At 42.9% G+C, this 21808-nt stretch carries 20 protein-coding genes, 1 pseudogene and 2 other annotated features; all 21 genes and pseudogenes read left to right on the top strand.

What is annotated here, in order from left to right:
* Positions 1-3: 3 nt before the first annotated feature.
* The 21 genes and pseudogenes from disA (at position 4) to rpoC (ending at position 21708) form a co-directional block, all read left to right on the top strand.
* Positions 4-1086 (top strand): DNA integrity scanning diadenylate cyclase DisA, encoded by a 1083-nt coding sequence (gene disA, locus KXD37_RS23110; protein WP_003242042.1) that lies wholly within the window; start codon positions 4-6, stop codon positions 1084-1086.
* Between the two features lie 119 nt (positions 1087-1205).
* The gene (locus KXD37_RS23105) at positions 1206-2306 is read left to right on the top strand and encodes a PIN/TRAM domain-containing protein (RefSeq protein ID WP_059291688.1); all 1101 of its coding nucleotides are present in this window, start codon (positions 1206-1208) and stop codon (positions 2304-2306) included.
* Positions 2307-2320: 14 nt separating this feature from the next.
* Positions 2321-3019, top strand: a complete 699-nt coding sequence (gene ispD / locus KXD37_RS23100; RefSeq protein ID WP_188323434.1) for a 2-C-methyl-D-erythritol 4-phosphate cytidylyltransferase — start codon at positions 2321-2323, stop codon at positions 3017-3019.
* Entirely contained in the window at positions 3012-3488 is a 477-nt protein-coding gene (gene ispF / locus KXD37_RS23095) for a 2-C-methyl-D-erythritol 2,4-cyclodiphosphate synthase (protein WP_099043918.1), read from the top strand. The genes ispD and ispF overlap by 8 nt, the downstream gene beginning before the upstream one ends.
* 88 nt (positions 3489-3576) lie before the next feature.
* Positions 3577-5028, top strand: a complete 1452-nt coding sequence (gene gltX, locus KXD37_RS23090) for a glutamate--tRNA ligase (RefSeq protein WP_044153440.1) — start codon at positions 3577-3579, stop codon at positions 5026-5028.
* 2 nt (positions 5029-5030) lie between these two features.
* Positions 5031-5261: a binding site (T-box leader), on the top strand.
* 80 nt (positions 5262-5341) lie between these two features.
* Positions 5342-5995 (top strand): serine O-acetyltransferase, encoded by a 654-nt coding sequence (gene cysE / locus KXD37_RS23085; RefSeq protein ID WP_059336716.1) that lies wholly within the window; start codon positions 5342-5344, stop codon positions 5993-5995.
* Positions 5992-7392, top strand: a complete 1401-nt coding sequence (cysS, locus tag KXD37_RS23080; protein ID WP_059352661.1) for a cysteine--tRNA ligase — start codon at positions 5992-5994, stop codon at positions 7390-7392. The genes cysE and cysS overlap by 4 nt, the downstream gene beginning before the upstream one ends.
* Before the next feature lie 3 nt (positions 7393-7395).
* Positions 7396-7828, top strand: a pseudogene (locus tag KXD37_RS23075) (mini-ribonuclease 3).
* On the top strand, positions 7812-8561 hold the full coding sequence (rlmB, locus tag KXD37_RS23070) for a 23S rRNA (guanosine(2251)-2'-O)-methyltransferase RlmB (protein WP_059336713.1): 750 nt from the start codon (positions 7812-7814) through the stop codon (positions 8559-8561). Before KXD37_RS23075 ends, rlmB begins: the two are co-directional and overlap by 17 nt.
* A gap of 6 nt (positions 8562-8567) precedes the next feature.
* The gene (gene rae1, locus KXD37_RS23065) at positions 8568-9080 is read left to right on the top strand and encodes a ribosome-dependent mRNA decay endonuclease Rae1/YacP (RefSeq protein ID WP_044153431.1); all 513 of its coding nucleotides are present in this window, start codon (positions 8568-8570) and stop codon (positions 9078-9080) included.
* Between the two features lie 62 nt (positions 9081-9142).
* Complete coding sequence (gene sigH, locus KXD37_RS23060) at positions 9143-9799, top strand: RNA polymerase sporulation sigma factor SigH (protein WP_003225758.1); 657 nt, start codon at positions 9143-9145, stop codon at positions 9797-9799.
* A gap of 92 nt (positions 9800-9891) precedes the next feature.
* Positions 9892-10041, top strand: coding sequence for a 50S ribosomal protein L33 (rpmG, locus tag KXD37_RS23055; RefSeq protein WP_003156421.1), 150 nt, complete (start codon positions 9892-9894; stop codon positions 10039-10041).
* 33 nt (positions 10042-10074) lie between these two features.
* The gene (secE, locus tag KXD37_RS23050; protein WP_010327716.1) at positions 10075-10254 is read left to right on the top strand and encodes a preprotein translocase subunit SecE; all 180 of its coding nucleotides are present in this window, start codon (positions 10075-10077) and stop codon (positions 10252-10254) included.
* 183 nt (positions 10255-10437) lie between these two features.
* Entirely contained in the window at positions 10438-10971 is a 534-nt protein-coding gene (nusG, locus tag KXD37_RS23045) for a transcription termination/antitermination protein NusG (protein ID WP_010332761.1), read from the top strand.
* A gap of 167 nt (positions 10972-11138) precedes the next feature.
* Positions 11139-11564: a 50S ribosomal protein L11 gene (gene rplK / locus KXD37_RS23040; RefSeq protein WP_003156430.1), complete on the top strand. Its 426-nt coding sequence runs from the start codon at positions 11139-11141 to the stop codon at positions 11562-11564.
* Between the two features lie 94 nt (positions 11565-11658).
* Positions 11659-12357, top strand: a complete 699-nt coding sequence (rplA, locus tag KXD37_RS23035) for a 50S ribosomal protein L1 (protein ID WP_003225765.1) — start codon at positions 11659-11661, stop codon at positions 12355-12357.
* 47 nt (positions 12358-12404) lie between these two features.
* Positions 12405-12544, top strand: a sequence feature (ribosomal protein L10 leader region).
* A 64-nt stretch (positions 12545-12608) separates the two neighbouring features.
* Positions 12609-13109: a 50S ribosomal protein L10 gene (gene rplJ / locus KXD37_RS23030; protein ID WP_044153425.1), complete on the top strand. Its 501-nt coding sequence runs from the start codon at positions 12609-12611 to the stop codon at positions 13107-13109.
* 43 nt (positions 13110-13152) lie between these two features.
* Positions 13153-13524: a 50S ribosomal protein L7/L12 gene (gene rplL / locus KXD37_RS23025; protein ID WP_003156436.1), complete on the top strand. Its 372-nt coding sequence runs from the start codon at positions 13153-13155 to the stop codon at positions 13522-13524.
* 90 nt (positions 13525-13614) lie between these two features.
* Entirely contained in the window at positions 13615-14220 is a 606-nt protein-coding gene (locus KXD37_RS23020; RefSeq protein ID WP_263463748.1) for a class I SAM-dependent methyltransferase, read from the top strand.
* Between the two features lie 245 nt (positions 14221-14465).
* Positions 14466-18047: a DNA-directed RNA polymerase subunit beta gene (gene rpoB, locus KXD37_RS23015; protein ID WP_044153423.1), complete on the top strand. Its 3582-nt coding sequence runs from the start codon at positions 14466-14468 to the stop codon at positions 18045-18047.
* A gap of 61 nt (positions 18048-18108) precedes the next feature.
* Positions 18109-21708 (top strand): DNA-directed RNA polymerase subunit beta', encoded by a 3600-nt coding sequence (gene rpoC, locus KXD37_RS23010; protein ID WP_044153421.1) that lies wholly within the window; start codon positions 18109-18111, stop codon positions 21706-21708.
* Positions 21709-21808: the final 100 nt, after the last annotated feature.

Here is a 21808-nt window from a genome sequence, read left to right as displayed (position 1 = left end):
TAGATGGAAAAAGAGAAAAAAGGGGCGAAACATGAGTTAGACCTGTCTTCTATTTTGCAGTTTGTTGCTCCTGGAACACCGCTCAGAGCGGGGATAGAAAATGTACTGAGAGCAAATACAGGCGGTCTGATTGTTGTTGGATATAATGATAAAGTAAAAGAAGTGGTGGATGGCGGTTTCCACATTAACACTGCTTTTTCTCCGGCGCATTTATATGAACTGGCTAAAATGGATGGTGCGATTATTTTAAGTGATTCTGGTCAAAAAATCCTATATGCCAATACACAATTGATGCCTGAAGCCACAATTTCTTCGTCCGAAACAGGAATGAGGCACCGCACCGCCGAAAGAGTAGCTAAGCAAACCGGCTGTCTCGTTATCGCAATTTCTGAGAGAAGAAATGTCATAACGTTATATCAGGAAAGTATGAAGTATACACTTAAAGACATAGGATTTATTTTAACAAAAGCGAACCAAGCCATTCAAACTCTAGAAAAATATAAAACAATTCTGGACAAAACGATTAATGCACTAAACGCATTAGAGTTTGAGGAACTCGTTACATTCAGCGATGTTCTGTCTGTGATGCACCGTTATGAAATGGTGCTGCGAATCAAAAATGAAATCAACATGTATATCAGGGAACTGGGAACAGAAGGTCATTTGATTAAACTGCAGGTCATCGAACTGATTACTGATATGGAAGAAGAGGCTGCTTTATTTATTAAGGATTATGTGAAAGAAAAGATTAAAGATCCATTTGTCCTTTTAAAAGAGCTGCAGGATATGTCCAGCTACGATTTGCTTGATGATTCCATTGTTTATAAGCTGCTTGGTTATCCGGCTTCTACAAATCTTGATGACTATGTTCTGCCTAGAGGATACAGGCTGCTAAATAAGATTCCGCGCCTTCCGATGCCGATTGTGGAGAATGTGGTGGAGGCATTTGGCGTACTGCCGAGAATTATTGAGGCCAGCGCAGAAGAATTAGATGAAGTAGAGGGTATCGGTGAAGTACGAGCCCAAAAAATCAAAAAGGGCTTAAAACGCCTTCAAGAGAAGCATTATTTAGACAGACAGCTATGATTTTTGGTTAAAACCATATCTTTACGGGTATATTATTGTTGGTTTTTGTTTATTCTGATATTCGTAGGTTGCGTAAAATCTTGTGAAATACAATAATTTTCTTTAAAGGAGGTGGGGGTATGTTAAAACGAATAGTTCAGGCGTTCTTCATTATCTTCGGCGGCGTTGTTGGTATATTTTTAATACCTGAATTGTTTGTACTGTTAAGTTTACAGGACATACCTTTAATAACAAACGCATATACGTCTGCGGCAATAGGTGCAATTATCTTTTTTCTCATCAGTATATGGGGTACAGATTACGTTGTGAACTGGGTTAAGTGGATAGAGGATTCATTATTAAAAGCGCCGGTTCCAGATTTGTTATTTGGAAGTCTTGGCTTAGTATTTGGACTTATAATTGCTTATCTTATCGTAAACGTTATTCCTTTAGACAATATACCTTACCGCATACTCAGCACAATCATCCCTGTGTTTTTAGCTTTCTTTCTCGGTTATCTTGGCTTTCAGGTGGGCTTTAAGAAAAAGGATGAATTGATCAGCCTATTCTCCATTTCCGCCAGAATGCAAAAGAAAAAAGGAACAGCTGATGAAGAGCACGAGGTCCAAGACAAAAAGCTGAAAATCCTGGACACAAGTGTTATTATTGATGGGAGAATTGCAGATATTTGTCAGACTGGTTTTTTAGAGGGAATTATCGTGATTCCGCAGTTTGTCCTTGAGGAATTGCAGCATATCGCTGACTCCTCAGATGTGTTAAAACGCAACAGAGGGCGCCGCGGTCTTGATATCCTGAACCGCATTCAAAAAGAATTAGATATTAAAGTTGAAATTTATGAAGGTGACTTTGAAGATATCCAGGAGGTTGACAGCAAGCTGGTCAAACTCGCTAAACTGACATCCGGAGTCGTTGTGACGAATGATTTTAATTTAAATAAAGTGTGCGAGCTTCAGAAGGTAGCAGTGTTAAACATTAATGACCTTGCCAACGCGGTCAAGCCTGTTGTGCTTCCGGGTGAGGAAATGAATGTTCAGGTCATTAAAGACGGCAAAGAGCATAATCAGGGAGTCGCTTACTTGGATGACGGCACTATGATTGTCGTTGAAGAAGGACGGAATTATATCGGCAAACACATTGATGTTCTCGTCACAAGCGTGCTGCAGACAGCAGCGGGACGAATGATTTTTGCCAAGCCTAAGCTGTTGGAGAAGGCGCTGTAAAGGGAGAAAGAACAATGAATTATGATGTGGTAATTCTTGCGGCCGGACAGGGGAAACGGATGAAGGCAGGGAGAAATAAACTGTTTATCGAGCTGAAAGGAGACCCGGTTATCATTCACACTTTACGGGTGTTTGACAGCCATCGTCCGTGCGGCAGAATCATTTTGGTGATTAACGAGCGCGAACGGGACGACTTTAAGCAATTGCTGAACCAATATCCGTTTCAAACCGCTATCGAGCTTGTAGCAGGCGGAGATGAACGCCAGCACAGTGTTTATAAAGGGCTCAAAGCCGTTAAACAAGAAAAGATTGTCCTCGTTCACGACGGCGCTCGTCCTTTTATAAAGCATGACCAGATTGATGAACTGATTGCTGAAGCGGAGCAGACCGGAGCGGCCATCCTGGCTGTTCCGGTAAAAGATACGATTAAACGCGTTCAAGATTTAGAAGTCAGTGAGACGATTGAACGTTCAAGCTTGTGGGCTGTCCAAACGCCACAAGCTTTTCGTCTTTCTTTATTGATGGAGGCTCACGCTGAGGCAGAGCGCAGAGGGTTTTTAGGAACGGATGACGCCAGTCTCGTCGAACAGCTGGAGGGCTGTTCGGTTCGTGTTGTAGAAGGTAACTATACAAATATTAAGCTGACGACTCCTGATGATTTAACGTCAGCTGAAGCTATCATGGAAGCAGAAAGTGGGAATAATCATGTTTAGAATCGGACAAGGTTTTGATGTGCACCAATTAGTAGAGGGCCGGCCTCTTATTATCGGCGGAGTTGAAATCCCGTATGAAAAAGGATTGCTCGGACATTCTGACGCGGATGTATTATTGCACACCGTTGCTGACGCATGTCTCGGAGCTGTCGGGGAGGGCGACATCGGCAAGCATTTCCCTGATACAGATCCGGAGTTCAAGGATGCTGATTCGTTTAAATTACTTCAGCATGTCTGGGGGATTGTGAAACAGAAAGGGTATGTACTTGGAAATATTGACTGTACGATCATTGCACAGATGCCGAAGATGGCGCCGTACATAGAAGACATGAGAAAAAGAATCGCTGAAGGGCTTGAGGCAGAGGTTTCCCAAGTGAATGTTAAAGCGACCACGACCGAAAAGCTTGGATTTACAGGAAGAGCGGAAGGAATAGCGGCTCAAGCCACAGTACTGATACAAAAAGGCTAACTTGTTTTGATGCCCGGTCTATTTGGTGGTAGAATAGATGCATACATTTAGCCTGAGGCCATACATGAGATGAAAGGAAGTATTTGAAATGGGAAACGAAGTACGCGTCCGTTATGCACCGAGTCCAACAGGACATTTGCATATTGGAAATGCCAGAACGGCGCTTTTTAATTATTTATTTGCCCGCAACCAAGGCGGCAAGTTTATTATTCGTGTTGAGGACACTGATAAAAAACGCAACATTGAGGGCGGAGAACAAAGCCAGCTCAACTATTTAAAATGGCTTGGCATCGACTGGGATGAGAGTGTGGATGTCGGCGGAGAGTACGGCCCATACCGTCAGTCCGAGCGTAACGATATCTATAAGGTTTACTATGAAGAGCTGCTTGAAAAAGGGCTTGCTTATAAATGTTTCTGTACGGAAGAAGAACTTGAAAAAGAACGTGAAGAGCAGATTGCCCGCGGAGAGATGCCGCGTTATTCCGGAAAGCACAGAGATCTGACTCAGGAAGAACAGGAAAAATTCCTTGCAGAGGGCAGAAAGCCGAGTATTCGTTTCCGTGTCCCTGAAGGAAAAATCATTGCGTTTAATGATATTGTAAAAGGTGAAATTTCTTTCGAATCTGATGGCATCGGCGACTTTGTTATTGTGAAAAAAGACGGAACGCCGACTTATAACTTTGCAGTAGCTGTGGATGACTATCTAATGAAAATGACGCACGTGCTGCGCGGTGAGGACCATATTTCGAATACACCAAAACAGATCATGATCTTTCAAGCGTTCGGCTGGGATATTCCTCAGTTCGGCCACATGACGTTGATTGTAAATGAAAGCCGTAAAAAGCTCAGCAAACGTGATGAATCGATTATTCAATTCATTGAGCAATATAAAGAGCTTGGCTACTTGCCGGAGGCGCTGTTCAACTTTATCGGCCTGCTGGGCTGGTCGCCGGTGGGAGAAGAAGAGCTTTTCACAAAAGAAGAGTTTATTGAAATTTTTGATGTAAATCGTTTATCTAAATCACCAGCTCTGTTTGATATGCATAAGCTAAAATGGGTCAACAACCAATATGTGAAAAAATTGGATCTTGATCAGGTTGTTGAGCTTACGCTTCCGCATCTTCAAAAAGCCGGCAAAGTTGGCAATGAACTATCTCCTGAAGAACAAGAATGGGTTCGCAAACTGATTTCTCTATATCATGAGCAATTGAGCTACGGTGCGGAAATTGTTGAGCTGACTGATTTGTTCTTTACGGATGAGATCGAGTATAATCAAGAAGCAAAAGCTGTTCTAGAAGAAGAACAGGTGCCTGAAGTACTCAGCACATTCGCTGCGAAGCTTGAAGAGCTGGAGGAGTTCACTCCGGACCAGATCAAAGCTTCTATCAAAGCAGTGCAGAAAGAAACAGGTCATAAAGGGAAAAAACTGTTTATGCCGATCCGTGTTGCTGTAACAGGCCAAACTCACGGTCCTGAGCTTCCTCAATCAATTGAACTGATCGGAAAAGAATCTGCAATTCAGCGGTTGAAAAATATCTAAATAGATGATTGTTGACAGGGAAGAGTATAAAGCTTTAGACCAATACAGAAAGGATCTTCATTGGCTGAGAGAGATCCAGGAGTCGGGTTTTAGAAGTGCGCCCTTAAGACCTTTGAAGAACGTTTTTCGAAACCAGTATTCAAAGGCGGCCGCCGCCGTTACAGGCTGAAGTTGGGAGAGCAGGAGTCTGCTTTTCAAACAGAGTGGAACCGCGCGGTCAAAGCGTCTCTGTCATGTTTACATGCAGAGGCGCTTTTTTTATTGGGTCTAGAGGAAATAGATAGATGATAGCGGGTAGAATGGGGGGAAGCATGTGTTTTTTAAAATGCTCAAAGAAGACATTGATACGGTGTTCGATCAAGATCCTGCAGCACGAAGTTATTTTGAAGTGATTTTAACTTATTCCGGTTTACATGCTATATGGGCGCATCGGATTGCACATGCTTTATATAAACGAAAATTTTATTTCCTTGCACGCCTTATATCTCAGGTGAGCCGATTTTTTACAGGAATTGAAATCCACCCAGGGGCTACGATCGGAAGAAGATTTTTCATAGACCATGGGATGGGGGTTGTCATTGGGGAGACATGTGAAATCGGCAATAACGTAACCGTTTTTCAGGGGGTTACCCTCGGAGGAACGGGGAAAGAAAGGGGAAAAAGGCATCCGACAATTAAAGATGACGCATTGATAGCGACAGGTGCTAAAGTGCTCGGTTCAATAACTGTCGGTGAAGGCTCTAAAATAGGGGCTGGTTCAGTTGTGCTGCACGATGTTCCGGACTACTCTACAGTTGTCGGCATCCCGGGAAGGGTTGTCGTGCAAAACGGCAAGAAAATCAAACGGGATTTAAACCATCAGGATTTACCCGATCCGGTTGCTGACCGGTTTAAGTCTTTGGAACAGCAGATTTTAGAGCTGAAGACGGAACTTGAAGACAGAAAAGAAAGGATTAATCAAAAATGACAATCACTCTTTATAATACATTGACTAGACAGAAGGAAACGTTCGTTCCTCTTGAAGAGGGAAAAGTAAAAATGTACGTGTGCGGACCGACGGTTTACAATTATATTCACATTGGAAATGCCCGTCCGGCCATCGTTTATGACACGGTTCGAAACTATTTGGAGTATAAAGGCTACGATGTCCAATATGTCTCTAACTTCACAGATGTAGATGATAAATTAATTAAAGCGGCAAATGAACTTGGTGAAGATGTTCCGACCATTTCTGAGCGTTTTATTAAGGCATACTTTGAAGATGTGGGCGCTCTTGGCTGCAGAAAAGCGGACCTTCATCCGCGCGTCATGGAAAACATGGACGCGATTATTGATTTCATAGATCAGCTGGTGAAAAAGGGCTATGCTTATGAATCTGAAGGAGATGTTTATTTCAAAACAAGAGCATTTGAGGGATACGGAAAGCTCTCGCAGCAATCGATTGATGAATTGAGATCTGGCGCGCGCATCCGAGTTGGCGAGAAAAAAGAAGATGCTCTTGATTTCGCTCTGTGGAAAGCGGCTAAAGAAGGAGAAATCTCTTGGGATAGCCCTTGGGGGAAAGGACGTCCGGGCTGGCACATTGAATGCTCTGCGATGGTGAAAAAGTACTTAGGTGATCAAATTGATATCCATGCAGGCGGCCAGGATTTAACATTCCCTCACCATGAAAATGAAATTGCTCAATCAGAAGCGCTGACTGGCAAAACATTTGCGAAATACTGGCTTCATAACGGCTATATCAATATCGATAATGAAAAAATGTCAAAATCACTCGGCAACTTTGTGCTTGTGCATGACATTATTAAACAGCATGATCCGCAGCTGCTCAGATTCTTTATGCTGTCTGTTCACTATCGTCACCCAATTAACTATTCAGAAGAGCTTCTGGAGAACACAAAGAGCGCGTTTAACCGGTTGAAAACAGCGTACAGCAACCTTCAGCACCGTTTAAACAGCAGCACGAATTTAACAGAAGATGATGATAAATGGCTTGCAAAGATTGAAGAACATCGAACAGCATTTGAAGAAGCAATGGATGATGATTTTAATACAGCGAATGCCATTTCTGTTTTATTCGATTTGGCGAAGAATGCGAACTATTATCTTCAGGAAGATCATACGGCAGATCACGTTATTACAGCGTTTATTGACATGTTTGACCGAATTGTTTCTGTCCTCGGTTTCTCACTGGGTGAGCAGGAGCTTCTGGATCAAGAGATTGAAGATTTGATTGAAAAAAGAAATGAAGCGCGCCGCAATCGTGATTTTGCTCTGTCTGATCAGATCCGCGACCAGCTGAAAAGCATGAATATCATTCTTGAAGATACGGCTCAAGGCACTCGCTGGAAACGGGGAGAATAACGGATGCTTGATTTTGAAACGATAAAAGATTCAAAGCAGCTTAACGGCCTTGCGCTTGCTTATATAGGTGATGCCATTTTTGAAATTTATGTGAGGCATCACCTGCTTAAGCAGGGATTTACCAAACCAAATGATCTTCACAAGAAATCAAGCCGGATCGTATCGGCAAAGTCACAGGCTGAGATCCTTTTCTTTCTGCGGAATCAATCCTTTTTCACGGAAGAAGAGGAAGCGGTGCTGAAAAGAGGCAGAAATGCCAAGTCGGGAACGATACCTAAAAATACAGATGTTCAGACGTACCGCTATAGTACAGCATTTGAAGCACTGCTGGGCTATCTTTTTCTTGAGAAAAAAGAAGAAAGACTGAATCAGCTTGTTGCTGAAGCTATACAATTCGGAACGGTCAGGGAGGAAAACAAATGAGTCAGCAACATGATTACGTCATAGGAAAAAATGCAGTGATCGAGACGTTAAAATCAGATCGCAAGCTGTATAAGCTGTGGATGGCGGAAAACACCGTAAAGGGACAAGCACAGCAGGTGATTGAGCTCGCGAAAAAGCAGGGCATTACCATTCAATACGTCCCTAGAAAAAAACTCGACCAAATGGTGACGGGGCAGCACCAAGGTGTAGTGGCGCAGGTCGCAGCGTATGAGTACGCGGAACTGGACGACTTATATAAAGCGGCAGAGGAAAGAAATGAACAGCCTTTCTTTCTCATTCTGGACGAGCTTGAGGACCCTCATAATCTCGGTTCAATTATGAGAACAGCTGATGCAGTCGGCGCCCATGGCATTGTCATTCCAAAACGCAGAGCTGTCGGTCTGACAACTACAGTGGCAAAGGCTTCAACAGGCGCAATTGAGCATATTCCAGTCGCAAAGGTCACCAATTTGGCGCGAACGCTAGAGGAAATGAAAGAGCGGGGAATCTGGGTTGTCGGAACGGATGCATCCGCGCGGGAGGATTACCGCACAATGGACGGCAGCATGCCTTTGGCTCTCGTCATCGGAAGTGAAGGAAAAGGAATGGGACGCCTGATTAAAGAAAAATGTGATTTTCTTATTAAACTCCCGATGGCAGGTAAAGTTACTTCACTCAATGCATCTGTAGCGGCGGGGCTTTTGATGTATGAAGTCTACCGGAAGCGAAACCCTCTGGGAGAATAATGATCAATGGATATCCTGTTAGTAGACGGATACAACATGATTGGAGCCTGGCCGCAGCTGAAGGATTTAAAAGCGAATAGTTTTGAAGAGGCGAGAGACGTACTGATTCAGAAAATGGCGGAATATCAATCGTATACAGGAAACAGGGTTATTGTCGTATTTGACGCGCATCTTGTGAAGGGAATTGAGAAAAAACAGACTAACCACAGAGTTGAAGTGATTTTCACAAAAGAAAATGAGACTGCGGATGAGCGGATAGAAAAGCTGGCACAGGATCTGAATAACATTGCGACTCAAATTCATGTTGCGACCTCTGACTACACTGAGCAGTGGGCGATTTTCGGACAAGGGGCATTGCGAAAATCGGCCCGGGAGCTCTTGAGAGAGGTAGAAGCGATAGAAAGGCGAATCGAAAGGCGGGTAAGAAAGATCACTTCCGAAAAGCCAGCGGGTAAAATTGCTTTATCGGAAGAGGTTTTGAAAACGTTTGAAAAATGGCGGAGGGGCGACTTAGATTAAGTTGACGCTTTTTTGTCCAGTAATGTATAATATTTCTATCTACGTGCGCCGGGGGGATCGGAGTGAATCTACAGAACAACAAGGGAAAATTCAACAAAGAGCAGTTTTGCCAGTTGGAGGACGAGCAGGTCATTGAAAAGGTTCATGTTGGGGACAGTGATGCGTTAGATTACTTGATTACGAAGTACCGAAACTTTGTTCGTGCAAAAGCAAGATCCTATTTTTTAATAGGTGCGGACAGAGAAGATATTGTTCAGGAAGGAATGATAGGCCTCTATAAGTCTATTCGTGACTTCAAAGAGGACAAGCTTACCTCTTTCAAAGCTTTCGCAGAATTATGTATTACCCGCCAAATTATTACCGCAATAAAGACAGCTACTCGCCAGAAACACATTCCTTTGAATTCCTACGTCTCATTAGATAAACCGATTTTTGATGAAGAATCAGACCGAACGCTGCTTGATGTCATTTCGGGAGCGAAAACGTTAAACCCAGAAGAAATGATTATCAATCAGGAAGAATTTGATGATATTGAAATGAAAATGGGAGAACTTTTAAGTGATTTAGAGAGAAAAGTACTTGTATTATATCTAGACGGAAGAAGCTATCAAGAGATTTCAGATGAGCTGAACCGCCATGTGAAATCGATCGATAACGCCCTTCAGCGAGTCAAACGCAAGCTGGAGAAGTACCTGGAAATTCGCGAGATCAGTTTGTAATAGGGATTTATGGTATATTGACAGTATTTTTCTGACTATGATATGTTACTTAAGATAAGAACTAATGTCTATTTAGAAAAAGGTGTAATGACATGAGAAAAAAGATTACGTTAGCATGCAAAACATGCGGAAACCGTAACTATACGACAATGAAGAGCTCTGCATCAGCGGCTGAGCGATTAGAAGTAAAGAAATACTGCAGTACTTGCAATTCACATACAGCTCATCTTGAAACAAAATAGTGTTTGCGCTTTTAAATTGTGGAGGTCTTTTACATGCGTATTATGAGATTCTTTAAAGATGTTGGGAAAGAAATGAAAAAGGTAAGCTGGCCTAAAGGAAAAGAGTTAACTCGCTATACCATCACGGTTATTTCAACAGTTATCTTTTTTATTATCTTTTTTGCCCTCCTTGACACAGGAATTTCTCAATTAATTCGTTTAATAGTTGAATAATGATCAGCAATACGTGCTATAATAGATCATAATATCACTTGCCAAAACCCGTTCAGCGGGTTTTTTATTGTGGGTTAAAAATGAAAGTTATCATAGGCTTACCGCCTATTTTTTGCATGAAGCGTTATGGTAGTACACTAAAACCAAATGCGGGGAGGGAAGGACTGGACAGTCCTGAAGAGAATGGAAAAGAATTGGTATGTTGTTCACACGTACTCTGGTTATGAGAACAAAGTAAAAGCCAACCTGGAAAAACGTGTTGAATCAATGGGGATGCAGGATAAGATTTTTCGTGTAGTCGTACCTGAAGAAGAAGAGACAGATATCAAAAACGGCAAGAAAAAAGTCGTTAAAAAGAAAGTATTCCCTGGTTACGTCCTTGTTGAAATCGTCATGACGGATGATTCTTGGTATGTTGTCCGCAACACACCTGGTGTTACTGGATTCGTAGGTTCTGCCGGCTCTGGTTCAAAACCGACGGCGCTTCTTCCTGGCGAAGCAGAAACCATTCTGAAGAGAATGGGTATGGACGAACGCAAAACTGACATTGACTTTGAATTAAAAGAGACAGTGAAAGTGATAGACGGACCTTTTGCCAACTTTACGGGATCAATTGAAGAGATTGACTACGATAAAAGCAAGGTTAAAGTTTTCGTTAATATGTTCGGCCGTGAAACGCCGGTTGAGCTTGAATTTACCCAGATCGACAAATTGTAATGTGAAAAAACTTGAAATTGCTATATATAAATGATAATATAGCAAAGGTACGTCTTGGACTTATCCAAGGCAGCTAGCTTGATATTTCATCATTCATATAAAGAATGAAACCTTGAGTGGGAGGGTTTACCCTATTACCACATCACGGACTTAAGGAGGTGTGTCTCGTGGCTAAAAAAGTAGTAAAAGTTGTAAAATTGCAAATTCCTGCTGGAAAAGCTAACCCAGCGCCGCCAGTTGGACCTGCACTAGGTCAAGCCGGTGTTAATATCATGGGATTCTGTAAGGAGTTTAACGCTCGTACAGCTGACCAAGCTGGTTTAATCATTCCTGTTGAAATTTCGGTTTACGAAGACCGTTCATTTACATTTATTACAAAAACTCCACCTGCTGCAGTATTGCTTAAAAAAGCAGCTGGAATTGAGTCTGGTTCTGGTGAACCAAACCGTAATAAAGTGGCAACCGTTAAGCGCGATAAAGTACGCGAAATCGCTGAAACGAAAATGCCTGACTTAAACGCAGCAGACGTTGAAGCGGCAATGCGCATGGTTGAAGGTACTGCACGCAGTATGGGTATTGTAATCGAGGATTAATTTGTTTCTTGTCGGGTTGCGAGTTTTCACAAGTTCGCAACCCTTATTCGTGGGAGGTTATTCCGCTATAACCACATAAGGAGGAAATTTTAAAATGGCTAAAAAAGGTAAAAAGTACGCAGAAGCTGCTAAGCTTGTAGATCGTGCGAAAGCTTACGATGTTTCTGAAGCAGTAGCTCTCGTTAAAAAAACAAACACAGCTAAATTCGACGCTACAGTTGAAGTTGCATTCCGTCTAGGGGTTGACCCTCGTAAAAACGACCAGCAAATCCGCGGAGCAGTTGTGCTTCCAAACGGAACTGGTAAAACTCAGCGCGTTCTCGTTTTCGCAAAAGGCGAAAAAGCGAAAGAAGCTGAAGCTGCTGGTGCAGATTACGTTGGAGATACTGACTACATCAACAAAATTCAACAAGGCTGGTTCGATTTCGATGTAATCGTAGCTACACCTGACATGATGGGTGAAGTTGGTAAAATCGGTCGTGTACTTGGACCAAAAGGTTTAATGCCTAACCCTAAAACTGGTACAGTTACTTTCGAAGTTGAAAAAGCAATCGGCGAAATCAAAGCTGGTAAAGTTGAATACCGCGTTGATAAAGCTGGAAACATCCATGTTCCTATCGGTAAAGTTTCTTTCGAGGATGAAAAACTTGTTGAGAACTTCACAACAATGTATGATACAATCCTGAAAGCAAAACCTGCTGCAGCAAAAGGTGTTTACGTGAAAAACGTTGCTGTAACTTCTACTATGGGACCTGGTGTCAAAGTAGACGCTTCAACTTTTAACGTAAAATAATATTGACATGAATTCAACATTCTGATATGATTCAAAATGTTGTAAAATATAATATATCATTTATACCGTAGACAGTAGGGGCTTAACAGCTTAATATCCTACCGAGGTGTATATTATCACAGCTATTACGTTACGTATGCTTGTATATACAGCCTCCATGTCTCATGGAGGCTTTTTATATGGAATCCGTTTCTCAGTCGTGATCACCTGACGGTATAAGTGTTACACAAGAATCTACAGGAGGTGTAACCATGAGCAGCGCAATTGAAACAAAAAAAGTTGTTGTTGAAGAAATTGCTTCTAAATTAAAAGAAAGCAAATCAACGATTATCGTTGATTACCGCGGACTTAACGTTTCTGAAGTAACAGAACTTCGTAAACAGCTTCGTGAAGCTAACGTTGAGTTCAAAGTTTACAAAAACACAATGACTCGCCGTGCGGTTGAACAAGCTGAACTTGATGGTTTGAATGATGTCTTAACTGGACCGAATGCAATTGCATTCAGTACTGAGGATGTTGTCGCTCCAGCTAAAGTTCTAAACGAGTTTGCTAAACAGCATGAAGCTCTTGAAATCAAAGCTGGCGTTATCGAAGGTAAAGTTTCTACTGTTGAAGAAGTGAAAGCTCTTGCTGAACTTCCATCACGCGAAGGCTTGCTTTCTATGTTGCTTAGCGTACTTCAAGCTCCAGTTCGCAACCTTGCTCTTGCTGCAAAAGCTGTGGCAGATCAAAAGGAAGAACAAGGCGCTTAATCTAATCAGTTTTTAAAAATCAAAACAAATGGAGGAATTACAAATGGCTTTAAATATCGAAGAAATCATTGCTTCCGTTAAAGAAGCAACTGTACTTGAATTGAACGACCTAGTAAAAGCAATCGAAGAAGAATTTGGCGTAACTGCTGCTGCTCCTGTAGCTGTAGCTGGCGGAGCTGCTGCAGGCGGAGCTGCTGAAGAGCAAAGCGAATTCGACCTTATCCTTGCTGGTGCAGGTTCTCAAAAAATCAAAGTTATCAAAGTTGTACGTGAAATCACTGGTCTTGGCTTGAAAGAAGCTAAAGAACTTGTTGACAACACTCCAAAACCACTTAAAGAAGGTATTGCTAAAGAAGAAGCTGAAGAGCTTAAAGCTAAACTTGAAGAAGTTGGCGCTTCTGTAGAAGTTAAGTAATCTTCACTTGCCTGTAGGGGAAGCTCGCTTTTATGAGGCGGGCTTTTTCTTTGCCATTCTTTAAGTTATGAAAAAAAGGAGGTTCTAATAATGAGTGAGCACTATTATTCAGAAAAACCTTCAGTAAAAAGCAACAAACAAACATGGTCTTTTAGGCTTCGAAACAAGGAGTTTACGTTTACCAGCGACAGCGGTGTTTTTTCTAAAAAGGAAGTCGATTTTGGCTCGCGCCTGCTGGTCGAATCTTTTGAAGAGCCTGAAGTTGAGGGCAGCTTTCTAGATGTAGGCTGCGGCTATGGCCCGATTGGATTATCGCTGGCCGGCGACTTTAAAGACCGGACCATCCACATGATTGATGTTAATGAAAGAGCCGTAGAGTTATCAAATGAAAATGCAGAACGAAACGGAATAACAAATGTTGAGATTTACCAAAGCGATTTGTTTTCAAACGTTGACTCTGCTCAAACATTTGCTTCTATTCTTACAAATCCCCCAATCCGAGCCGGAAAAAAAGTTGTCCATGCTATCTTTGAGAAAAGCGCTGAACACTTAAAAGCTTCAGGTGAATTGTGGATCGTCATACAGAAAAAACAAGGTGCGCCTTCTGCCATTGAAAAGCTTGAGGAACTGTTCGAAGAAGTTTCTGTCGTTCAAAAAAAGAAAGGCTATTATATCATAAAAGCAAAAAAAGTTTGACTCGGTATTTTGGCTATGTTAATATTATAAAATGCCAATGTATATATTTAGATTGATATGATGAAATGTCAATATCTATGTATAAATTATACAAGTATGGAAATGCTAATAAAATCGGTATTTGTTTTTGGATGTGGTTTTCTTAATTAGAAACCCTTTTTTCTTTTGTCTTGTAAAAGTGTTTTCTTTCTTTGGAAGAAATGCTTATTACACATATAATACGCATGATTTGAGGGGTGAATCAGTTGACAGGTCAACTAGTTCAGTATGGACGACACCGCCAGCGCAGAAGCTATGCTCGCATTAGCGAAGTGTTAGAATTACCAAATCTCATTGAAATTCAAACCTCTTCTTATCAGTGGTTTCTTGATGAGGGTCTTAGAGAGATGTTTCAAGACATATCGCCAATTGAGGATTTCACTGGTAACCTCTCTCTTGAGTTCATTGATTACAGTTTAGGGGAGCCTAAATATCCTGTAGAGGAATCAAAAGAACGTGATGTGACTTACTCAGCTCCGCTAAGAGTGAAGGTTCGTTTAATTAACAAAGAAACTGGAGAGGTAAAAGACCAAGATGTCTTCATGGGTGATTTCCCTATTATGACAGATACAGGTACTTTTATCATAAACGGTGCGGAACGCGTTATCGTTTCCCAGCTTGTTCGGTCTCCAAGTGTATATTTCAGTGGTAAAGTAGACAAAAACGGTAAAAAAGGTTTTACCGCAACTGTCATTCCAAACCGTGGCGCATGGTTAGAATACGAAACTGATGCGAAAGATGTTGTTTATGTACGCATTGATCGCACACGTAAGTTGCCGGTTACGGTTCTTTTGCGTGCTCTCGGCTTCGGCTCCGATCAAGAGATTCTTGATCTTGTAGGAGAAAACGAATACCTGCGAAATACGCTTGATAAAGATAACACAGAAAACAGCGATAAAGCGCTGCTCGAAATCTACGAGCGCCTCCGTCCTGGAGAGCCGCCTACAGTGGAAAATGCGAAAAGCTTGCTTGATTCTCGTTTCTTTGATCCGAAACGATACGATCTTGCCAATGTAGGACGCTATAAAATTAATAAAAAGCTTCATATTAAAAATCGCCTCTTTAATCAGAGACTTGCTGAAACGCTTGTTGATCCTGAAACAGGAGAAATCCTGGCTGAAAAAGGTCAGATTCTTGATAGAAGAACTCTTGATAAAGTACTGCCATACTTAGAAAACGGAATCGGTTTCAGAAAGCTGTATCCGAACGGCGGTGTTGTTGAGGACGAAGTAACGCTTCAATCCATTAAGATCTTTGCTCCTACTGATCAAGAAGGAGAACAGGTTATTAATGTCATCGGCAATGCTTACGTTGAAGAAGAGATTAAAAACATTACACCTGCTGATATTATTTCTTCTATCAGCTACTTCTTCAACTTGCTGCACGGAGTAGGCGACACAGATGATATTGACCATCTTGGAAACCGCCGTTTACGTTCTGTAGGTGAACTTCTCCAGAACCAATTCCGTATCGGTTTAAGCCGTATGGAGCGTGTGGTTCGTGAGAGAATGTCAATTCAAGATACGAATACAATTACACCTCAGCAGCTGATCAATATTCGTCCTGTTATTGCGTCCATTAAAGAGTTCTTTGGAAGCTCTCAGCTTTCTCAATTCATGGACCAGACGAACCCGCTTGCTGAATTAACACATAAGCGCCGTCTGTCGGCTCTTGGACCGGGCGGATTGACACGTGAGCGTGCCGGAATGGAAGTGCGTGACGTTCACTACTCCCACTATGGCCGTATGTGTCCGATTGAAACGCCAGAGGGACCGAACATCGGTTTGATCAACTCACTATCATCATATGCAAAAGTAAACCGTTTTGGCTTTATTGAAACGCCATATCGCCGCGTTGATCCTGAAACAGGAAAAGTGACGCCAAGAATCGATTACTTAACTGCTGATGAAGAGGATAACTACGTTGTCGCTCAGGCAAATGCACGACTCGATGACGAAGGTGCGTTTGTGGATGACAGCATTGTAGCCCGTTTCCGCGGAGAGAACACCGTTGTTCCTAGAAACCGTGTTGATTACATGGATGTATCGCCTAAGCAGGTAGTATCTGCTGCGACAGCATGTATCCCGTTCTTAGAAAACGATGACTCGAACCGTGCCCTAATGGGAGCGAACATGCAGCGTCAGGCTGTGCCTTTGATGCAGCCGGAAGCGCCATTTGTAGGAACTGGTATGGAATACGTATCAGGTAAAGACTCTGGTGCCGCTGTGATTTGTAAACACCCTGGTATCGTTGAACGTGTAGAAGCGAAAAACGTTTGGGTTCGCCGCTATGAAGAAGTAGACGGTCAAAAAGTAAAAGGAAACCTGGATAAATACAGCTTGCTGAAATTTGTCCGCTCTAACCAAGGTACTTGCTACAACCAGCGTCCGATCGTAAGTGTCGGCGATGAAGTGGTAAAAGGAGAAATCCTTGCTGACGGTCCTTCTATGGAGCTTGGTGAACTTGCACTTGGCCGTAACGTAATGGTCGGCTTCATGACATGGGATGGCTACAACTATGAGGATGCCATCATCATGAGTGAACGTCTTGTGAAAGATGATGTTTATACATCTATTCACATTGAAGAATATGAATCAGAAGCACGTGATACTAAACTCGGGCCTGAAGAAATCACCCGTGATATTCCGAACGTCGGTGAAGATGCGCTTCGCAATCTTGATGACCGCGGAATTATCCGTATCGGGGCAGAAGTAAAAGACGGAGATCTTCTTGTTGGTAAAGTAACGCCTAAGGGTGTAACAGAACTTACTGCAGAAGAACGCCTTCTTCATGCCATCTTTGGTGAAAAAGCCCGCGAGGTTCGTGATACTTCTCTTCGTGTGCCTCACGGCGGCGGAGGAATTATTCACGATGTTAAAGTCTTCAACCGTGAGGACGGAGACGAACTTCCTCCAGGTGTAAACCAGTTAGTACGCGTATATATCGTTCAGAAACGTAAAATTTCTGAAGGGGATAAAATGGCCGGTCGTCACGGTAACAAAGGTGTTATTTCTAAGATTCTTCCTGAAGAGGATATGCCTTATCTTCCTGACGGCACACCAATTGATATCATGCTTAACCCGCTGGGCGTACCATCACGTATGAACATCGGGCAGGTATTAGAGCTTCACATGGGTATGGCCGCTCGTTACCTCGGCATCCACATTGCGTCACCGGTATTTGACGGAGCGCGTGAAGAGGATGTTTGGGAAACACTTGAAGAAGCCGGAATGTCTCGTGACGCTAAAACCGTTCTTTACGACGGACGTACCGGAGAGCCGTTTGATAACCGTGTATCTGTCGGTATCATGTACATGATTAAACTGGCTCACATGGTTGACGATAAACTTCATGCACGCTCTACAGGTCCTTACTCACTTGTTACGCAGCAGCCTCTTGGCGGTAAAGCTCAATTTGGCGGACAGCGTTTTGGTGAGATGGAGGTTTGGGCACTTGAAGCTTACGGTGCAGCTTACACTCTTCAAGAGATTCTGACTGTTAAGTCTGATGACGTGGTTGGACGTGTGAAAACATACGAAGCCATCGTTAAAGGCGACAACGTTCCTGAACCTGGTGTTCCGGAATCATTCAAAGTATTAATTAAAGAACTTCAAAGTTTAGGTATGGATGTGAAAATCCTTTCTAGCGATGAAGAAGAAATAGAAATGAGAGATTTAGAAGACGAAGAAGATGCAAAACAAGCTGACGGCCTGGCGTTATCAGGTGATGAAGAGCCGGAAGAAACAGCATCTGCAGACGTTGAACGCGATGTAGTAACAAAAGAATAATCTCTAGTTATAAAGGCAAGTGACATCGGTTAATCCGAAGATAAAAAGGGAGGTAGGCCCCTTGCTAGATGTGAACAATTTTGAGTATATGAACATCGGTCTTGCTTCACCGGATAAAATCCGTTCATGGTCTTTTGGTGAAGTGAAAAAGCCTGAAACGATAAACTATCGTACGTTAAAACCTGAAAAGGACGGTCTATTCTGCGAACGCATTTTCGGACCGACTAAGGACTGGGAATGTCATTGCGGGAAGTACAAGCGAGTTCGTTATAAAGGCGTAGTTTGTGACCGCTGCGGAGTTGAAGTAACACGGGCTAAAGTCCGTCGTGAGAGAATGGGGCACATTGAACTGGCTGCCCCAGTTTCCCACATTTGGTATTTCAAAGGTATCCCAAGTCGTATGGGTCTAGTGTTAGATATGTCGCCTCGTGCACTGGAAGAAGTTATTTACTTTGCTTCTTACGTTGTAACTGATCCGGCAAACACACCGCTTGAAAAGAAACAGCTTCTATCAGAAAAGGAATACCGTGCGTATCTTGATAAGTACGGTAATAAGTTCCAAGCATCTATGGGTGCGGAAGCGATTCATAAACTTCTTCAAGATATCGATCTTGTAAAAGAAGTTGATATGTTAAAAGAAGAGCTGAAAACATCTCAAGGACAGCGTCGTACTCGCGCGATCAAACGCCTTGAAGTTTTGGAAGCCTTCCGTAACTCAGGAAACAAGCCTTCTTGGATGATCCTTGATGTGCTTCCTGTTATTCCTCCTGAGCTCAGACCGATGGTTCAGCTTGATGGCGGACGTTTTGCGACTTCTGATTTGAACGACCTTTATCGTCGTGTCATCAACCGTAACAATCGTTTGAAACGCCTTTTAGACCTTGGTGCGCCTAGCATTATCGTTCAAAACGAAAAGCGTATGCTTCAAGAGGCTGTCGATGCTTTAATTGACAACGGCCGTCGCGGACGCCCTGTAACAGGTCCTGGTAACAGACCATTAAAATCTCTTTCTCACATGCTGAAAGGGAAGCAAGGCCGTTTCCGTCAAAACCTTCTTGGTAAACGTGTCGATTACTCCGGACGTTCTGTAATCGTCGTTGGTCCTCATCTGAAAATGTACCAATGCGGATTACCGAAGGAAATGGCGCTCGAACTTTTCAAACCTTTCGTTATGAAAGAGCTTGTTGAAAAGGGTCTTGCTCACAACATTAAGAGTGCGAAACGTAAAATTGAGCGCGTACAGCCTGAAGTATGGGATGTACTAGAATCAGTTATCAAGGAGCACCCGGTCCTTCTGAACCGTGCCCCTACGCTTCACAGATTAGGTATCCAAGCGTTTGAACCGACACTTGTTGAAGGACGCGCAATCCGTCTTCACCCGCTCGTATGTACAGCTTATAACGCTGACTTTGACGGTGACCAAATGGCGGTTCACGTACCATTATCTGCAGAAGCTCAAGCTGAAGCACGCATCTTGATGCTTGCCGCTCAAAACATCTTGAACCCTAAAGATGGTAAACCGGTTGTAACACCGTCTCAGGATATGGTACTGGGTAACTATTACCTGACTCTGGAGCGTGCTGGTGCTGTCGGCGAAGGTATGGTCTTCAAGAATACGGATGAAGCGCTTCTTGCTTATCAAAACGGATATGTTCACCTTCATACGAGAGTGGCTGTTGCAGCGAACTCCCTTAAGAACGTGACATTTACCGAAGAGCAGCGCTCAAAATTGTTAATTACAACTGTCGGTAAACTGGTCTTCAATGAAATTCTTCCAGAATCATTCCCATACATGAATGAACCAACGAAGAGCAACATTGAAGAGAAAACACCTGACCGTTTCTTCTTAGAAAAAGGTGCCGATGTAAAAGCTGCCATCGCACAGCAGCCAATCAATGCACCGTTTAAAAAAGGTATTCTGGGTAAAATCATCGCGGAAATCTTTAAACGATTCCACATTACGGAAACGTCTAAAATGCTTGACCGCATGAAAAACCTAGGTTTCAGATATTCAACAAAAGCTGGTATTACAGTTGGGGTTTCTGATATCGTCGTTCTCGATGATAAACAAGAAATTCTTGAAGAAGCACAGGGCAAAGTTGATAACGTTATGAAGCAGTTCCGCCGCGGTCTGATCACTGAAGAAGAACGCTATGAGAGAGTTATCTCTATCTGGAGTTCTGCAAAAGACGTTATCCAAGGCAAACTGATGAAATCACTTGATGAGCTCAACCCGATCTACATGATGAGTGACTCTGGTGCCCGTGGTAACGCGTCTAACTTTACTCAGCTTGCCGGAATGCGCGGTCTGATGGCCAACCCGGCTGGACGTATCATTGAGTTACCGATCAAATCTAGTTTCCGTGAAGGTCTGACAGTATTGGAGTACTTTATCTCCACTCACGGTGCGCGTAAAGGTCTTGCCGATACCGCCCTTAAAACTGCTGACTCAGGTTACCTTACACGCCGACTTGTTGACGTTGCACAGGATGTTATCATCCGTGAAACTGATTGCGGAACTGACCGTGGCATCCTTGCTCAACCGCTTAGAGAAGGCACTGAAATCATTGAGCGCTTAGAAGAACGCTTAATCGGCCGTTTTGCAAGAAAACAAGTGAAACACCCTGAAACAGGTGAAGTGCTTGTAAACGAAAACGAACTGATCGATGAAGATAAAGCGATTGAAATCGTTGAAGCCGGCATTGAAGAAGTGTGGATCCGTTCTGCCTTCACATGTAATACGCCTCATGGTGTATGTAAACGATGCTATGGCCGAAACCTTGCGACTGGTACCGATGTAGAAGTCGGAGAAGCAGTTGGAATCATCGCTGCCCAATCAATCGGTGAGCCTGGTACACAGTTAACAATGCGTACATTCCATACAGGCGGGGTTGCAGGAGACGATATCACACAGGGTCTTCCGCGTATCCAAGAGCTTTTCGAAGCGCGTAATCCAAAAGGTCAGGCAACAATTACCGAAATCGACGGTACAGTCGTTGAAATCAATGAAGTTCGCGACAAACAGCAGGAAATTGTGGTTCAAGGCGCAGTTGAAACACGCTCTTATACGGCACCATATAACTCCCGCTTAAAAGTAGCGGAAGGAGATAAAATTACTCGAGGCCAAGTGCTGACAGAAGGTTCAATCGATCCGAAGGAACTTCTTAAAGTGACTGACCTGACTACTGTTCAAGAGTATCTTCTTCATGAGGTTCAAAAGGTTTACCGTATGCAGGGTGTTGAAATCGGCGATAAACACGTAGAAGTAATGGTTCGCCAAATGCTTCGCAAAGTACGTGTGATTGATGCCGGTGAGACTGATGTGCTTCCTGGCTCATTACTTGATATTCACCAATTTACTGAAGCGAACAAAAAGGTATTGCTGGAAGGCAAACGTCCTGCTACAGGCCGTCCTGTCTTACTCGGTATTACCAAAGCTTCTCTTGAAACTGATTCATTCTTATCTGCTGCTTCCTTCCAGGAAACAACACGTGTCCTTACAGACGCAGCGATCAAAGGTAAGCGTGACGAACTTCTCGGCCTGAAAGAGAATGTTATCATCGGTAAGCTTGTTCCGGCTGGTACTGGAATGATGAAATACCGAAAAGTAAAACCTGTTTCAAATGTTCAGCCGACTGAGGACATGGTTCCGGTTGAATAACTGATATCATGCTGCTGAGAGACTGCAAAACAGTCTTTCAGCAGTCATATTTAAATAAAAAAATCACTCTATGAGAAGATAGAAACTAAAAAATGTCATA

The organism is Bacillus sp. XT-2, from assembly GCF_025696525.1.
In the GTDB taxonomy this organism is placed as follows: Bacteria; Bacillota; Bacilli; order Bacillales; family Bacillaceae; genus Bacillus; species Bacillus halotolerans.
Note: the sequence above shows the minus strand (reverse complement) of the source record. Positions and strands in the feature narration are given on the sequence as shown.

Bases quoted from the DNA above. Each gene is read 5' to 3' on its own strand.
- rplJ (WP_044153425.1), top strand. From the start codon at position 12,609: ATGAGCAGCGCAATTGAAACAAAAAAAGTTGTTGTTGAAGAAATTGCT.
- ispD (WP_188323434.1), top strand. From the start codon at position 2,321: ATGAATTATGATGTGGTAATTCTTGCGGCCGGACAGGGGAAACGGATG.
- rae1 (WP_044153431.1), top strand. From the start codon at position 8,568: ATGGATATCCTGTTAGTAGACGGATACAACATGATTGGAGCCTGGCCG.
- rplA (WP_003225765.1), top strand. From the start codon at position 11,659: ATGGCTAAAAAAGGTAAAAAGTACGCAGAAGCTGCTAAGCTTGTAGAT.
- rpmG (WP_003156421.1), top strand. From the start codon at position 9,892: ATGAGAAAAAAGATTACGTTAGCATGCAAAACATGCGGAAACCGTAAC.
- KXD37_RS23105 (WP_059291688.1), top strand. From the start codon at position 1,206: ATGTTAAAACGAATAGTTCAGGCGTTCTTCATTATCTTCGGCGGCGTT.
- cysS (WP_059352661.1), top strand. From the start codon at position 5,992: ATGACAATCACTCTTTATAATACATTGACTAGACAGAAGGAAACGTTC.
- KXD37_RS23020 (WP_263463748.1), top strand. From the start codon at position 13,615: ATGAGTGAGCACTATTATTCAGAAAAACCTTCAGTAAAAAGCAACAAA.
- rplL (WP_003156436.1), top strand. From the start codon at position 13,153: ATGGCTTTAAATATCGAAGAAATCATTGCTTCCGTTAAAGAAGCAACT.
- nusG (WP_010332761.1), top strand. From the start codon at position 10,438: ATGGAAAAGAATTGGTATGTTGTTCACACGTACTCTGGTTATGAGAAC.
- secE (WP_010327716.1), top strand. From the start codon at position 10,075: ATGCGTATTATGAGATTCTTTAAAGATGTTGGGAAAGAAATGAAAAAG.
- gltX (WP_044153440.1), top strand. From the start codon at position 3,577: ATGGGAAACGAAGTACGCGTCCGTTATGCACCGAGTCCAACAGGACAT.
- rlmB (WP_059336713.1), top strand. From the start codon at position 7,812: ATGAGTCAGCAACATGATTACGTCATAGGAAAAAATGCAGTGATCGAG.
- ispF (WP_099043918.1), top strand. From the start codon at position 3,012: ATGTTTAGAATCGGACAAGGTTTTGATGTGCACCAATTAGTAGAGGGC.
- disA (WP_003242042.1), top strand. From the start codon at position 4: ATGGAAAAAGAGAAAAAAGGGGCGAAACATGAGTTAGACCTGTCTTCT.